Consider the following 13,632-nt stretch of genomic DNA (forward strand, 5'->3'; position numbering starts at 1 on the left):
CAGAACGGGCAGCTCAGGGCCGGTCGAAGGGGGTGTCCAGTCGCCCGCCGGTGCCCACCTGGTTGGACAGCAGCAGCCCGAGCGCGACCATGCCGAAGCCGAGCGCGAGGTGCAACCAGTTGTCGGCGTTGTTGACCGGCAGGATGTTCGCGCCGCCCGCCTCGTCGAGCCCCTCGACCACCAGCCCGTACAGCCAGAGGGCCAGGTAGATCGCGCCGCCACCGGCCAGGAACAGCCGAGCGCCGGCGATGCTGCGGGCCATCGCCAGGCCGACCAGCCCGAACAGCAGGTGCACCGCGTTGTGCAGGATCGACACCTGGAACAGCCCGAGCAGCTTGGCCTCCGAGTGATGCCCGGCGAAGCGCAACTGGCCGTAGTCGGTGGTGATGCCGGGAATGAAACCGAGGACACCGATCAGCAGGAAGGCCCCGGCCACGGCCAGCGCGGCCACCTGCACCCGGGGCCGCTGCGCGGCAGGTCCGCTACCTCGCGCGTCTCGTGCCATCCCCTGCCCCCTCCGTGGATCTGCCAGCCCCGCGAATCTCGCTGTCCGTAGCGGCGACGTGACGCAGCCCGACGATCCTCCATTTTGAAGTCGATCCGGCCGGCCGCGCAGAGAAATGGGCGAAGAGGTATGGAAGCGAAAACGCAGGGTAGGTGAATTGTCGGCGGCCACGGTGACGCGGTCGCATCCCCCAGCACAACCGCGACGACTTTCCGAGCGGAAGGGAAATCATGACTTACGATCTTTCACCCACGTCTTCCACGTACGGGCAGGAGTCGGCCAACGGCGGAGGCGTTCGCGAGCAGGCCCGCCAGGTCGGGTCCGAGGCGGCGCACGCCGGTGGGGCGGTCGCCCACACCGCCAAGGAGCAGGGCACCGAGGTCGGCCGCGAGGCGGCCCGGCAGGCCCGCGACCTCTACGGCGAGGCGCGTACCCAGCTCGCCAGCCAGACCGGTGAGCAGCAGCGGCGCGCCGCCGGCGGGCTGCGCTCGATCGCCGACGAGATGCGCTCGATGGCCGAGCAGGGTGGCCAGGCCGGCCCGGTGAGCGAGCTGACCCGTCAGGCCGCCGACCGGGTGCACGGCGTGGCCGGCTGGCTTGAGGAGCGCGAGCCCGGCGACCTGATCAACGAGGTACGCGGCTACGCGCGGCGCAACCCGGGCACCTTCCTGGTTGGCGCGGCGGTCCTCGGCGTGCTGGCCGGCCGTCTGACCCGCGGCATCACCGCCACCGGCGACGACTCCGGCAACGCATCGGCCGGCTACCGAGGCGCCGGGGCGTACGACCCGGAGCAGACCGCCGTGATCCCGACGCCGCCGCCGGCACCCCGCGCCGCGCCGGACGCCGTCCCGCCGGGTGGCTACCTCGACCCGACCCCCGGCACCTACACCGAGCCGACCTCCGGCGGCTACACCGACCCGGTGCCCGGCGAGTACGCCGACCCGCGGCAGGCCAACCACCCGGAGCAGACCGGCACCACCCAGCCGCTGCCGCCGGTGACCCAGACCGACCCGCTGCCGGGCGTGCCGTCCACCGGTAGCCCTCGCCCGTGAGCCACCGAGTCATCCGAAGGGAGGCGACGGCATGACCATGCCGACGCAGGGGTCCGGACTGGACTCCGGATACCACCCCGACGCGGGTGCCCCGCACACCGCGGCGGAGGTGAAGGGCAGCTCGCTCGGTGACCTGATGCGTCAGGTCACCACCGACCTGTCGACGCTCATGCGCCAGGAGGTCGAGCTGGCCAAGGCCGAGATCCGCCAGGAGGGCAAGAAGGCGGGCAAGGCCGCCGGGCTCTTCGGTGGCGCCGGCTTCGGCGGGTACATGGTGGCGCTCTTCGTGTCCATCGCCGTGTGGCAGTTCCTGGACAACGTCATGGACTCCGGTTTGGCCGCGCTGATCGTGGCCGTGATCTGGGCCGTGGTCGCCGCGGTCCTCTACTCCAAGGCCAAGCAGAACGCCCAGCACGTACGCGGGCTCAAGCAGACCAACGACAGCGTGCAGCGGATCCCCGACGCGCTCAAACCCCACCCGGAGGGAGTCACCCGATGAGCACCGACCCCGACCAGATCCGCCGGGAGATCGAAGCCACCCGCAACAGCCTCAGCTCCGATGTGGACGCGCTGGCGTACAAGGTCAGCCCCAGCCGCATCGTCGACGACCGTAAGCAGCGGGCCCGCTCCGCGCTGCAGAATGTGAGGGACAAGGTCATGGGAACCGCATCCGACCTCGGCCACGGCACCGGCCACGCCGCGCACTCGGTGGGCGACCGCGCCTCGTCGGCGGCTTCCAGCGTCAGCGACGCCGCGCACTCGGCGGCCTCGACCGTCAGTGACGCCGCGCACGACGCGCCCCGGGTGATCCGGCAGAAGTCCCAGGGCAACCCGCTGGCGGCCGGGCTCATCGCGTTCGGGGTCGGCTGGCTGGCCTCCTCGCTGATCCCGGCCTCCCGTCGGGAGCAGCAGGCCGCGGCGCAGGTCAAGGAGAAGGTCAGCGAGCACAGCGGGGTGGTCAAGGAGAAGCTGGGCGAGGTGGCGAGCGAGCTCAAGGACGAGCTGCGCGAGCCGGCCCAGCGCGCCGCCGATTCGGTGAAGACCACGGCCCAGGACGCGGTGCACGCGGTCAAGGACGACAGCAGGTCGGCCGCGCACGACGTCAAGGGCCATGCCCAGCAGGTCAGCCCCTGACCCCACCAAGAACCGCAATCGCGACAGCTCGCGGCCACCCCGGTGCCCGCGAGCTGTCGCGTCCCAGCTCCTCTCCTCCCGCGATCTTGCAGTTTCGGTCTAGCTTTTGCCGCCTTGGGGCTGGTTTGTCCCGACAGAAAGTGCAAGATCGCGGGAGGGGTGGGGGTGTTTTTGCAGGGTTCGGGTCTGGTGGGCGGCTCGGCGGATCAGGGCGTCGCCGTAGCGGACGCCGCCGAGCAGGAGTCGCTGGCCGACCGCCAGCCAGCCGCACACACCGCGTTCCAGCAGCCAGACCGGAGCCGCCAGCGCCGTGCGGGGCGGAAAGACCGCGGTGCCACCGGCACGACGGCGACCAACCTCGGCCAGGGCGACGACACTGGCCGCCGCGCCGACCAGCAGCACGGGCCGACGGGCCGCGACCGCCGTGGCCAGCGCCGGCACGACCGCGAGCGCGGTCAGCAGGCGGGCCGGCTGGGCCAGATCGTCGTACGCCTGGCGGACCCGCTGCCCCCGGAAGTGCGCGGTGTCCGGCGGCAGCCGGCGGACGTACAGCCAGGCCGGCGCGGCCTCCGTGCCGCCGTGGGCGCGCACCGTGCGGATCAGCTCCAGGTTCTCGAAGAGCACGTCCGGGTCGTACCCGCCCATGCCGAGGAAGGTGCTTCGGCGCACCGCGAGGGTGCCCGGGTAGTCCGCCCCGAGCGCCCGGTTGAGCAGCGTCCGGCCGGTGTCCCACCAGGCGTGCCAGGGCAGCGGGTCGAAGTAGTTCTGCGGGCGTACCAGGTCCGCCCGGTCGAGCAGCCGGTGCGTCGCGAGCAGCCCGGCCTCGTCGTACCGGATGTCGTCGTCGGCGATCACTACGTGCTCGTGGCCGGCCGCCGCCACGCCGGTGAGGACCCCGAGCACCTTGCCGTTCGCCCCGCGCAGGGCGGGGTCGGGTGTGAGGTGCCGGACCAGCCCGTGCCACGCCGTGGCGTGTCGGGCGAAGAGGTCCGGCGCCGAGCCGTCGACCACGAGCACCTCGACCCGGTCGGCCAGCCAGCGCAGATAGCCGGTCAGCTCGGTCAGGCCAACGTCGGAGTGCCAGCGCAGCGGCAGCACGTACGCCATCGGTAGTCGGACCGGCGACGTGCCGGCGCACTGGGGTCTGACGTCGCGGCGGCTTCCGGCTCGCCCGGAGCCGGTGGGGCCGCTGGTCGGGGCGCTCACGTCGCATCCGAGCGTCGGCCGACCGGCCGTGGAGCGCTGGCCGGGAATGGCAGTGTCCGGGCCAGGCGTACGGCGGTAGCCGCCGGTCGTGGGCTGGACACCGGCGTCAGTCGGCGCGACGGATGTTGGTGAGGGTCATACCGCTGGGCGGGAGGGCGGGCATTCGGCGCAGATCCAGGGTCAGGTCCTGTGGCGGCACGTCGTAGGTCATGGCGCTGGTCAGGTTGGTGACCGCCCGCTTCATCAGGTCGATGGTGATCCACTCGCCGGCGCAGCGGTGCCCGGTGGCGTAGTCCCCGCCGCCCTGCGGGACCAGCTCGAACGGGTCCACCCGGCGGCCGGCGAACCGCTCCGGACGGAACAGCTCCGGCTCGAGCCAGAGCGCCGGGTGGTGGTTGGTGCCGTAGAGGTCGAGGAGCACCCGGCGGCCCCGGGGGAAGTGGTGGCCCGCCCAGTCGAAGGAGCGCCGGACCCGGGCGGCGGCGGACGGGAAGAACGGGTAGTAGCGGCGTACCTCCTGGACGAACTGTTCGGTGGCCTCGTCGTCGCGGATTCGCTGCCGCCAGGCGGGATGGTCGTGCAGGGCGAGCGCGGCGAAGGCGATGTACCGGTCCACGGCGACCACCGGTCGCAGCACGTTGAGCAGTTCGACCGCCGCGATCCGGTGGGGGAGCAGCACGCCCCGCGCGTCGCGGTGCTCGGCGATCACGTCCAGCGCACTGCCGGCCGGTGCCGGTTCCGTGCCGACCCGGGCCCGCTCGATGCGGTCGGCGAGCCACCGCTCGGCTCGGCGGCGGGCGAGCAGCCCTCGCCAGTGCCGGAGGCCGACCACGGCCGGGCCTTCGATCATGGCGTGCAGCTCGACGGCACGCCGATCGACCTGCGACGTGGCCAGCGGCACCCCGGCCCAGGCGCAGACCACCCGGGTCAGGAGGCGGCCCACCTCGTCGTAGAGCGTCACCAGGCCGGCGGCCTCCCAGGCGGGGATCCTGGCCCGCCACTCGTCGTCGAAGAGCTGCCCGAGCTGCCCGATGCTGTCCGGCGTCATGATCGACATGAACATCGCCTTGCGGTCGGAGTGCTCCGGGCCGTCCAGGCCCTGCACGCCGCCCCGCCCGGTGAGCGTGCGCTGCACCCGCAGCGGCATCGCGTTCTGCCGCTGGAAGCGCTCGGTGTCGTAGAACAGCGTCGCCGCCGGCCTGCCGCGCAGGCAGATGGTCGGTGCCAGCAGGATTCGGGTCTGGAAGACGTCGCTGCCGTACCGGTCGCAGCGCTCACCGATGAACCGGTAACCGGAGCGCAGGAGCGCGAGGGTGCTGTCCGGGCTGCGGTCGACCGGCATGGTCGCCATCGGTGTCTCCCCACGCACTCGTGGCAGCCGTCGACCACCTGCCGCCCTGCTGCCGTGACTACCCCGGTCGCCGCCGCTGAATCCCGCCGATCGGCGCGCCGGCTGGCCCCTCCCAGGGACGGCGGAACCTGGTTGGCTGCTGGTGGGGCCGCCGCCTGCCGGCGCCGGGCCTGGAGGCCACGACTACGGGGAGGGCGCGATGCGGGAGAACAGGTCGCCGCACTGGCGGCAGCGACGGTCGGCTGGGGCACCGAGCGGGGGCCGCGACGGTCGGCCGCTGATCGGGCCGCCCGGTCGGCCCACCCGACCGCACCGGTTCTTCACCGTGCACCTGGGCTTCACCGCGCCCGGTCCGGCCGACGCCCGCGAGGTGGCGGTGGCGTACGCGGAGGCGTTGAGCCTGCTCCGCCCGGAGTTGGCACTCGGCGCGGCGGCCCTGTCACCGGCCGACGCCTGGCACCGGGCCGAACGACTGTTCTGCGGGGCGGTCGGCCCGGACGGTGAGCGCTGCGTCGACGTCGCCGACCATCCCGGCTTCCACCACGCCCCCGGCCCCGGCGGCCTTGGCTGGGGCGAGGGCGACACCGACGGCGACACCGATGGCTGACGGCGACGCCGGTCGCGGTCAGTCCAGGTCGAACTCGCCGTCCTGCGCGCCGGCCACGAACGCGTCCCACTCGGCCTGCGTGAAGACGAGCACCGGCCCCTCCGGCTCGGCGGAGTTGCGCATCCCGATCAGGTCGTCGACGAAGGCCACCTCGACCGCGCTGGCGGAGGTGTCACCCTCAGCCCGTTGCCAGACTGCCCGGGAGAGGTCGAAATCGCCCTTGGGGTGCTGCGCCATGGTTCTTTCCTCCAGTGCCGAGGGTCGTGTGGTGACCGATTGCCGATCCCCATCGGGCAGGATAAGCGGATGCCGAGCCTGACCCGTGTAGAGGCGACCGCGCGTGGCGCGGCGATTACTGTCGAGTCCTACCAGGTGGATCTCGACCTGACCGGCAGCGGCGACCTGTTCCGCTCCCGCGTCGAGATCCGGTTCCGGGCGACCCCCGGCACCGCGACCTTCGCCGAGATCAAACCCACCACCCTGCTGGGTGTACGCCTCAACGACCGCGACCTCGACCCGGGCGTGCTGGCCGACAACCGGCTCCCGCTCAGCGACCTGGACGCGGAGAACACGCTTGTCGTCGAGGCGGAGATGGCCTACTCCAACACCGGGGAGGGGATGCACCGCTTCGTCGACCCGGCCGACGGCGAAACCTACCTCTACGCCGTGACGTTCCTCGACAACGTGCAGCGCATCTTCGCCGCGTTCGACCAGCCCGACCTGAAGGCGTCGTTCGTGCTCACGGTGACCGCCCCGCCGCAGTGGACGGTCGTCGGCAACGCCGAGGTGGCCGCCAACCCGGCTCCGGGGCGCTGGGAGTTCGCCCCGACCGCGCCCCTGGCCACGTACTTCTTCTCGCTGATCGCCGGGCCCTACCACGTCCGGCGGGCCGAGCACGACGGTGTGCCGCTGGGCATCTACTGTCGTCGGTCGCTCGCCGAGCACCTGGACGCCGACGCGGAAGAGATCTTCACCATCACCCGGCAGTGCCTGGACCGGTTCCACGAGCTTTTCACCGAGCGCTACCCGTTCGGCAAGTACGACCAGGCGTTCGTGCCGGAGTTCAACGCCGGCGCGATGGAGAACCCCGGCATCGTCACCTTCCGCGACGACTACGTGTTCCGTTCGGCGGTCACCGACACCGAGCGTGAGCAGCGGGCGACGACCATCGCCCACGAGATGGCCCACATGTGGTTCGGTGACCTGGTCACCATGCGCTGGTGGGACGACCTGTGGCTCAACGAGTCCTTCGCCGAATATCTGGGCACCCGGGTCACCGCCGAGGCGACCCGCTTCGACCAGGCGTGGACGACGTTCGCCATGCGCCGTAAGGCCTGGGGGTACGCCGCCGACCAGCGTCCGTCCACCCACCCGGTCGCCCCGGTGGAGGTGGCCGACGCCGACGAGGGCCTGCTCAACTTCGACGGCATCTCGTACGCCAAGGGCGCCAGCGTGCTGCGGCAGTTGGTCGCGTGGCTCGGTGACGAGGCGTTCCTCGCCGGCCTGAACGCGCACTTCGCCGCGCATCGCTTCGGCAACGCCACCCTGGCCGACCTGCTGGCCAGCCTCTCCGCCGCCAGCGGTCGCGATCTGTCCGACTGGGCCGAGCGGTGGCTGCGCAGCCCGCAGGTCAACACGCTGCGCGCCGAGGTCGCCGTCGACGCCCACGGCCGCTACACCGAGGTGGCCGTGGTGCAGACCGCGCCCGAGTCGTACCCGGTGCTGCGTCCGCACCGGATCGGGGTGGGCCGCTACTCGATGGACGGCACGGCGGAGCGCGCCGAGGTCGACCTCGACCCGGCCACCGTCGGCGGCCGGACGGTGCTCGGCGAGCTGACCGGCGCTCCGGCGGCCCGGCTGCTGCTGCTCAACGACGGCGACCTCACCTTCGCCAAGGTGCGCCTCGACCCGGCGTCGGCCGACGCCGTGCCGCTGGTGCTGCCCAGACTGGCCGACCCCCTCACCAGGGCGGTGCTCTGGGGCGAGGCGTTGGACGCGGCGACCGACGGGGAGCGGCCGGTCGCCGGCCTGGTCGACCTGATGGTCGCCGCGCTGCCCGCCGAGACCGAGGTGATCATCGCGGAGGACGTGCTGACGCTCAGCCGGTCGCTGATCGACCGTTACCTCGACCCGCTGACCCGGTCGGCGGCGCTGGCCCGGGTGGCCGGGGCGTGCCGTCAACTGCTCGACGGTGCCCCGGCGGGGGAGTCCCTCCAGCTCGCCGCAGCCCGGGCCTGGGTCGCCGCGACCACCGACGCGGATCTGCTCACCGGCTGGCTCGCCGGCCGCGACGTGCCGGCCGGGCTGAAGGTCGACGCCGAGCTGCGCTGGTCGGTGCTGCGTCGACTCGTGGTGCTGGGCGCGGCCGGCGAGGCGGAGGTCGCCGCCGAGGCCGCCGCCGACCCCAGCTCTGCGGGTGCCGAGCGGGCCGCCCGTTGCCGGGCCGCCCTGCCGGATCCGGCCGCGAAGCAGGCGGCCTGGGAGGTCATCGTGGGGGGCGCCGAGCTGTCCAATCGGCTGCTGGAGGCGACGGCCGAGGGGTTCTGGCAGCCCGAGCAGGCCGAGTTGACCGCCGCGTACGTCGAGCGGTACTTCGCGGAGATGCCGGCCGCCGCCCGTCGGCGTACCCCGTGGACGGCCGACCGGGTGGCGAAGCTGGCGTTCCCCCACTACGCCGTGGCGCAGCCGACCCGGGAGGCGACCGCGGCGCTGCTGGCCCGCGACGACCTGACCCCGGGTCTGCGTCGGGTGGTCACCGACGCCGACGACGACCTGCGTCGCGCGCTGGTCGCCCGGACGGCGGTGGCCGCCGGGGCGGCCTGAGACGCGTCGGGCGCGGGGTGGCCGGTGGGTCACCCCGCGCCCGGAGGCTCAGCGCAGCGCCGGGTCCGCCGTGACCGGGGCGTCCCAGTCGATGACGTAGCGCTGCTCGTCGGCGACGGTTTTCTCCGGGTCCATGGCGGTGCGTGTCAGCAGCGGCATCAGCAGCGGCATCAGCGTCCGGGCGACCGGCCCCGGCGCTTTGGCCTGGTTGATGCGGGCGGCGCGGGCGGCGACCTTTTCGACCCGGGCACGGCGCAGCCGCACGAACGCGGCCAGGGCCGACTCCACGTCCGGCAGGTCGCGCAGGCAGCGGGCGAGCTGCACCCCGCTCTCGATGGCCAGCGACGCTCCCTGCCCGGAGCTGTTCGACGGCGCATGCGCCGCGTCGCCGACCAGCACCATCCGCCCTCGGTGCCAGTGCGGCACCGGCGGCATGATCTGCAACGCGCCGACCACCTGGAGTTCGTCGGCGTCGCTTGTCGCCGTCAACTGTCGACCCGGGTCGTCATCGCCGTAGCTTTCGCGCAGTGTGTCCAGCCACTGTGCCGCCGGCACCGCGCGGGCCTCGACGAGGCTCAGCGGTCGTTGGTACGGCAGGTTGGCGCCCCACCGGGTGCCGCCGCCGGGCTCCGGCCAGTACAGGTAGTAGCCGCGTCGGCCGAACGCGAACGTCATCGTGCCGGGTTGGACGTCCACCTCGTGCCGGGCGACCGCCTCGAAGCCGAGCAGGCCGGTGAACCGGGGGCCGGGCGCGGCCGGGTCGATGAGGCCCCGGACCGTGGACCGGATGCCGTCGGCGCCGACGAGGATGTCGGCGGTGGCGGTGCTGCCGTCCTCGAATCGGGCGGTCACACCGCTGTCGGTCTGGTCGGCGTGGACCAGCCGCTTGCCGTACGCGAACGGGACGCCCTCGGTGACCGCCCGGTCGTGCAGGACGCGGTACAGCTCGGCCCGGTGCACCACGCGCAGCGGCGGCACCCCGGCCAGTGTGGGCAGGTCGATGCGTCGACGGCCGACGGCCATAGCGGTGCGCTCGATCGGGGTGGCGATCGCCGTCACCGCCTCGTCCGCGCCGACCGTGCGCAGCGCCGCCACGCCGTTGGGCGCGAGCGCGAGGGTGCCGCCGATGCCGCCGGCCGCACTGGCGGTGGCGGGGTACGCCTCGTAGACGGTGGCGGTGATGCCGGCGCGGCGTAGCGCGAGTGCCGTCACCGGCCCGGCGATGCCGCCGCCGATGACGATCGCGGTTCGTAGGGTGGTCATGCTCTCTCCCTGGGGTTCGTCGGTCGTGCGCGTGCGAACCGACCTGGGAGGGAACCCGGTTATCCTCGTGTTTGCCGCTTCGGGCCGGGTGCCTCAACAGGTGTCGGTTCGAGGTAGGGCTCCGGCGGGGTGTTGGCGCACCCCGCCGGAGCCGTCTTTCAGTCGGTGGTGTCGGGGTCGCGGCTGGTCCTTTCTGCCAACTCGGTCAGCTCGGCCGGCATCTCGCCGGTCTCGTGGAAGGCCCGCCAGGTGTCCAGGCCCGGGTAGGTGCCCGAGGTCAGCTCGCCCAGCAGAGCCCGCAGCCAGGCTGCCTCCGCGGCCCGCATGGCCAGGTCGTACTCCGACTCGACGAGGAACAGCCGTGGGATGTCCCGCAGGTGTGCGTCGAGCGTGTCGCGGTCCTGGCGGATCGCGCCCTCCAGCAGATCGAGTCGCTGGCGCAGCAGGTCGGTGGCCTCGTCGGGGTGCAGGGCGGCGAGCACGGAGAGGCCGGCGCGGAAACGGGGATGCTCCGGCACCGGGGTGGAGACCAGCTCACGGGCCCAGTCGACAAGCTCCGCCCGCCCCGCCTCGGTGATCCGGTAGACGGTGCGTTCCGGACGCCGGCTGTCGCGGACGCTCTCCACAGCCTCGATCAACTGGTGTTTGTCCAGGTTGCGGACGACCGTGTAGAAGGACCCCCACTTGAACTCCATGTCCTGGTCCTTGCCCCAGGCGCGCAGTGTGGTGGCGATCTCGTACGGGTGCATCGGCCGCTGGACCAGGGCGGACAGCACGGCCAGCGCCAGCAGGTTGCCGACCTTGCGCCGCTTCGGCACGACGCGCCTCCTGTCCTCGTTTCCGATTGCTCGCAGACGAGTATATGCCGGCGAGTGGTCGTGGCGCGACCCCTCGCGTCGGCCAGCACTCCCTCTGTCGCGCTGCTTCGAAACCGGGGCAACGCGGGTGCTGCCGGGCCGAATCGGCCGGCCAGGGCGCTCCGCCTACGATCACGGGGTGGAGGAAGATATCCGGCGGATTGGGATCATGGGTGGCACCTTCGACCCGATCCACCACGGGCACCTCGTCGCGGCCAGTGAGGTGGCCGACCGGTTCGGCCTGGACGAGGTGGTCTTCGTCCCCACCGGGCAGCCGTGGCAGAAGGCCGACGAGCCGGTCAGCCCGGCCGAGGACCGGTACCTGATGACCGTCATCGCCACCGCCTCCAACCCTCGCTTCCAGGTCAGTCGGGTCGACATCGACCGCAGTGGGCCGACCTACACGGTCGACACCTTGCGCGACATCCAGGCCGAGTACGGCCCCAAGGTGCAACTGTTCTTCATCACCGGCGCGGACGCCCTGCAACGCATCCTGTCCTGGAAGGACCTGGACGAGATCTTCGAGCTGGCCCACTTCGTGGGGGTGACCCGGCCCGGCTTCCCGCTGACCGACAAACACCTGCCGGCGGACACGGTCAGCCTGATCCAGGTGCCCGCGATGTCCATCTCGTCGACCGACTGCCGCGCCAGGGTGGCCCGAGGCGAACCGGTCTGGTATCTGGTGCCCGACGGTGTGGTGCAGTACATCGCCAAACGCCGCCTCTATCAGCGCTGATCGTGCCCGGTATGGCCGCGTTCGTGCGCCTAACCGACCAGAACTGACGAGTCGGGGCGTCCCCGGGTATGAGACGCTTGGAGGATCGCACGGTTGATCGAAGGAGAACGGTGACAGTTTCCGAACGCGCTCACGAGCTGGCAATCGCAGCCGCCCAGGCCGCCGCCGACAAGAAGGCGCAGGACATCGCGATCATCGACGTCGGCGACCAGCTCGCCATCACCGACGCGTTCGTGCTCGCCGCCGCACCCAACGAGCGTCAGGTGCTGGCCATCGTCGACGCCATCGAGGAGAGCCTGCTGGAGCTGCCGGAGAAGGCCAAGCCGGTGCGGCGCGAGGGCGAGCGTGGTGGCCGGTGGGTGCTGCTCGACTACGTCGACATCGTGGTGCACGTCCAGCACACCGAGGAGCGCGAGTTCTACGGGCTCGACCGCCTCTGGAAGGACTGCCCCACGATCCCGTTCGTCGACCGCGACCTGGTCGAGGCCGACGCCGGGTCCGCCGCAGCCGAATGACCCGGCTGATCGTCTGGCGGCACGGCAACACCGACTGGAACGCGGCCAACCGCGTCCAGGGGCAGACCGACGTACCCCTCAACGAGCTGGGCCGTGACCAGGCTCGCGCCGCCGCGCCGCTGCTGGCGTCGCTGCGTCCCGACGCCATCGTGTCCAGCGACCTGAGCCGCGCCGCGGAGACCGCCGACGCGTTGGCCGCGCTGACCGGCCTGCCGGTCCGCGCCGACGCCCGACTGCGTGAGCGGCACTTCGGCCAGTGGCAGGGCCTGCACCTCACCGAGGTCGCCGAGCGCTTCCCCGACGAGTACGCCCGCTGGCGGGCCGGCGACCCTGCCCCGGGCGCTGACCTGGAACCGCTGCACGATCTCGGCGAGCGGGTGGCCGCCGCGCTACTGGAGGCGGCCGACGCGGCCCCCGGCGGCACGGTGGTGATCGCCACCCATGGCGGTGCCTCCCGGCAGGGCGTTGGTCACCTTCTCGGCTGGGACTCCGGTGTGCTGCGCGGCCTCGGCTCCCTGGCCAACTGTCACTGGACCGAGTTGCGGCACGCACCTCGCGCGACGGCGGTCGGCCGGGCCCACGAGGTCCAGGGCTGGCAGCTGCGCGGGCACAACGTCGGCCTGATCACCGCCGCGGCCGTCGTCGACGCGTTCTGAGCGTCGTCCCGGCGAGGCTGGGCGTGCCCGCGCCTCGGCGTTCGACGCCTCGATCGGCTAGCGTGCCGGGCATGCCCGTCGCGGTCGTCACCGACTCCACCGCCTACCTTCCGCCTGAGCTGGTGCAGCGGCACCGGCTGACCGTCGTTCCGCTGACCGTCGTGCTCAACGGCGCGGAAGGGCTGGAGGGGGTGGAGACCCAGCCGTCCGACGCCACCCGGGCGTTGAGCGGCCGGCGGGTCACGGCGACCACCTCCCGGCCGGCGCCCGAGCAGTTCGCCCGCACGTACCGCCAGCTGCTCGACGCCGGCGCCGACGGGATCGTGTCGGTGCACATCTCCGCCGGTCTGTCCGGCACCGTCGACGCGGCCCAGCTGGCCGCCGCCGACTTCGACGGCCGGGTCGAGGTCGTCGACAGCCGCTCCACCGGCATGGGGCTCGGTTTCCCGGCCATCGCGGCCGCCACCGCCGCCGAGGGCGGCGCCGACCTCGCCGGTGTACGTGACGCCGCGCTCACCGCCGTCGCACGGACCACCATCTGGTTCTACGTCGACACGCTGGAGTTCCTCCGCCGGGGCGGCCGGATCAACGCGGCCGAAGCGCTGTTCGGCACCGCCCTGTCGGTCAAGCCGATCATGCACATGCCGGACGGGGCCATCGTGCTGCGAGAGAAGGTCCGCACCGGCAGTCGGGGAGTGGCCCGACTCGTCGACCTGGCCGTCGAGGCGGCCGGAGACGACGACGTGGACCTCGGGGTGCACCACCTGGCCGCGCCGCAGCGGGCCGAGGCGCTGCTTGCCGCGCTCACCGAGCGGCTCGGCGACCGGGTGCACGACACGTACGTCTCCGAGGCGGGGGCGGTGGTCGCCGCGCACGCCGGCCCGGGGCTGGCCTGCGTGGTCGTGCACCGCCGCGCCGACGGCTGAG

At 72.7% G+C, this 13,632-nt stretch carries 15 protein-coding genes; 9 read left to right on the forward strand and 6 right to left on the reverse strand.

Features of this window, described 5'->3' with window-relative positions; genetic code table 11:
* Positions 1-13: 13 nt before the first annotated feature.
* Positions 14-505 (reverse strand): DUF4383 domain-containing protein, encoded by a 492-nt coding sequence (locus ABZ808_RS29450; RefSeq protein ID WP_357012625.1) that lies wholly within the window; start codon positions 503-505, stop codon positions 14-16.
* 230 nt (positions 506-735) lie between these two features.
* Between ABZ808_RS29450 and ABZ808_RS29455 the strand changes: the two genes are divergently transcribed.
* From ABZ808_RS29455 to ABZ808_RS29465, 3 genes are read left to right on the forward strand one after another with little or no spacing between them, the layout of a single operon-like run.
* Positions 736-1,557 (forward strand): hypothetical protein, encoded by an 822-nt coding sequence (locus ABZ808_RS29455; protein ID WP_357012626.1) that lies wholly within the window; start codon positions 736-738, stop codon positions 1,555-1,557.
* A 31-nt stretch (positions 1,558-1,588) separates the two neighbouring features.
* Positions 1,589-2,056, forward strand: coding sequence for a phage holin family protein (locus ABZ808_RS29460; RefSeq protein ID WP_355598036.1), 468 nt, complete (start codon positions 1,589-1,591; stop codon positions 2,054-2,056).
* Positions 2,053-2,691, forward strand: a complete 639-nt coding sequence (locus ABZ808_RS29465; RefSeq protein ID WP_357012627.1) for a DUF3618 domain-containing protein — start codon at positions 2,053-2,055, stop codon at positions 2,689-2,691. Before ABZ808_RS29460 ends, ABZ808_RS29465 begins: the two co-directional genes overlap by 4 nt.
* A gap of 99 nt (positions 2,692-2,790) precedes the next feature.
* On the opposite strand, the gene ABZ808_RS29470 is transcribed toward ABZ808_RS29465, so the two are convergent.
* Positions 2,791-3,897: a glycosyltransferase family 2 protein gene (locus ABZ808_RS29470; RefSeq protein WP_357012628.1), complete on the reverse strand. Its 1,107-nt coding sequence runs from the start codon at positions 3,895-3,897 to the stop codon at positions 2,791-2,793.
* A gap of 106 nt (positions 3,898-4,003) precedes the next feature.
* The gene (locus tag ABZ808_RS29475; protein ID WP_357012629.1) at positions 4,004-5,248 is read right to left on the reverse strand and encodes a cytochrome P450; all 1,245 of its coding nucleotides are present in this window, start codon (positions 5,246-5,248) and stop codon (positions 4,004-4,006) included.
* 199 nt (positions 5,249-5,447) lie between these two features.
* Here ABZ808_RS29475 and ABZ808_RS29480 point away from each other — a divergent pair, with 199 nt between their 5' ends.
* Positions 5,448-5,855 carry a hypothetical protein gene (locus tag ABZ808_RS29480; RefSeq protein WP_357012630.1) on the forward strand — a complete coding sequence of 136 codons (408 nt, stop codon included), beginning with the start codon at positions 5,448-5,450 and terminating at the stop codon, positions 5,853-5,855.
* Positions 5,856-5,873: 18 nt separating this feature from the next.
* Here the strand turns inward: ABZ808_RS29480 and ABZ808_RS29485 are convergent, their stop codons facing one another.
* Positions 5,874-6,092, reverse strand: a complete 219-nt coding sequence (locus ABZ808_RS29485; RefSeq protein WP_357012632.1) for a DUF397 domain-containing protein — start codon at positions 6,090-6,092, stop codon at positions 5,874-5,876.
* A 69-nt stretch (positions 6,093-6,161) separates the two neighbouring features.
* On the opposite strand from ABZ808_RS29485, the gene pepN reads away from it, so the two are divergent.
* The gene (pepN, locus tag ABZ808_RS29490) at positions 6,162-8,678 is read left to right on the forward strand and encodes an aminopeptidase N (RefSeq protein ID WP_357012633.1); all 2,517 of its coding nucleotides are present in this window, start codon (positions 6,162-6,164) and stop codon (positions 8,676-8,678) included.
* Between the two features lie 48 nt (positions 8,679-8,726).
* Here pepN and ABZ808_RS29495 read toward each other — a convergent pair whose 3' ends face one another.
* Together ABZ808_RS29495 and ABZ808_RS29500 are read right to left on the reverse strand one after the other, a co-directional pair.
* Complete coding sequence (locus tag ABZ808_RS29495) at positions 8,727-9,941, reverse strand: FAD-dependent monooxygenase (protein ID WP_357012634.1); 1,215 nt, start codon at positions 9,939-9,941, stop codon at positions 8,727-8,729.
* A 158-nt stretch (positions 9,942-10,099) separates the two neighbouring features.
* Positions 10,100-10,759, reverse strand: coding sequence for a PadR family transcriptional regulator (locus ABZ808_RS29500; protein WP_357012635.1), 660 nt, complete (start codon positions 10,757-10,759; stop codon positions 10,100-10,102).
* A gap of 178 nt (positions 10,760-10,937) precedes the next feature.
* On the opposite strand from ABZ808_RS29500, the gene nadD reads away from it, so the two are divergent.
* The 4 genes from nadD (at position 10,938) to ABZ808_RS29520 (ending at position 13,631) form a co-directional block, all read left to right on the forward strand.
* Entirely contained in the window at positions 10,938-11,534 is a 597-nt protein-coding gene (gene nadD / locus ABZ808_RS29505; RefSeq protein WP_357012636.1) for a nicotinate-nucleotide adenylyltransferase, read from the forward strand.
* A 110-nt stretch (positions 11,535-11,644) separates the two neighbouring features.
* Positions 11,645-12,049: a ribosome silencing factor gene (gene rsfS, locus ABZ808_RS29510; RefSeq protein WP_357012637.1), complete on the forward strand. Its 405-nt coding sequence runs from the start codon at positions 11,645-11,647 to the stop codon at positions 12,047-12,049.
* A complete protein-coding gene (locus ABZ808_RS29515; protein ID WP_357012638.1) occupies positions 12,046-12,705 on the forward strand; it encodes a histidine phosphatase family protein in 660 nt (219 codons plus the stop codon). The genes rsfS and ABZ808_RS29515 overlap by 4 nt, the downstream gene beginning before the upstream one ends.
* Before the next feature lie 71 nt (positions 12,706-12,776).
* The gene (locus ABZ808_RS29520) at positions 12,777-13,631 is read left to right on the forward strand and encodes a DegV family protein (protein WP_357012639.1); all 855 of its coding nucleotides are present in this window, start codon (positions 12,777-12,779) and stop codon (positions 13,629-13,631) included.
* The last annotated feature ends 1 nt before the right edge of the window (position 13,632 follow it).

Source organism: Micromonospora sp. NPDC047527 (genome assembly GCF_040643015.1).
In the GTDB taxonomy this organism is placed as follows: Bacteria; Actinomycetota; Actinomycetes; order Mycobacteriales; family Micromonosporaceae; genus Micromonospora.

What these genes read in the sequence shown, in the direction of transcription:
- ABZ808_RS29460 (WP_355598036.1), top strand. Translation starts at nt 1,589, where the DNA reads ATGACCATGCCGACGCAGGGGTCCGGACTGGACTCCGGATACCACCCC.
- ABZ808_RS29515 (WP_357012638.1), top strand. Translation starts at nt 12,046, where the DNA reads ATGACCCGGCTGATCGTCTGGCGGCACGGCAACACCGACTGGAACGCG.
- ABZ808_RS29520 (WP_357012639.1), top strand. Translation starts at nt 12,777, where the DNA reads ATGCCCGTCGCGGTCGTCACCGACTCCACCGCCTACCTTCCGCCTGAG.
- ABZ808_RS29485 (WP_357012632.1), bottom strand. Translation starts at nt 6,092, where the DNA reads ATGGCGCAGCACCCCAAGGGCGATTTCGACCTCTCCCGGGCAGTCTGG.
- ABZ808_RS29455 (WP_357012626.1), top strand. Translation starts at nt 736, where the DNA reads ATGACTTACGATCTTTCACCCACGTCTTCCACGTACGGGCAGGAGTCG.
- ABZ808_RS29495 (WP_357012634.1), bottom strand. Translation starts at nt 9,941, where the DNA reads ATGACCACCCTACGAACCGCGATCGTCATCGGCGGCGGCATCGCCGGG.
- ABZ808_RS29465 (WP_357012627.1), top strand. Translation starts at nt 2,053, where the DNA reads ATGAGCACCGACCCCGACCAGATCCGCCGGGAGATCGAAGCCACCCGC.
- pepN (WP_357012633.1), top strand. Translation starts at nt 6,162, where the DNA reads ATGCCGAGCCTGACCCGTGTAGAGGCGACCGCGCGTGGCGCGGCGATT.
- ABZ808_RS29475 (WP_357012629.1), bottom strand. Translation starts at nt 5,248, where the DNA reads ATGGCGACCATGCCGGTCGACCGCAGCCCGGACAGCACCCTCGCGCTC.
- ABZ808_RS29450 (WP_357012625.1), bottom strand. Translation starts at nt 505, where the DNA reads ATGGCACGAGACGCGCGAGGTAGCGGACCTGCCGCGCAGCGGCCCCGG.
- ABZ808_RS29480 (WP_357012630.1), top strand. Translation starts at nt 5,448, where the DNA reads ATGCGGGAGAACAGGTCGCCGCACTGGCGGCAGCGACGGTCGGCTGGG.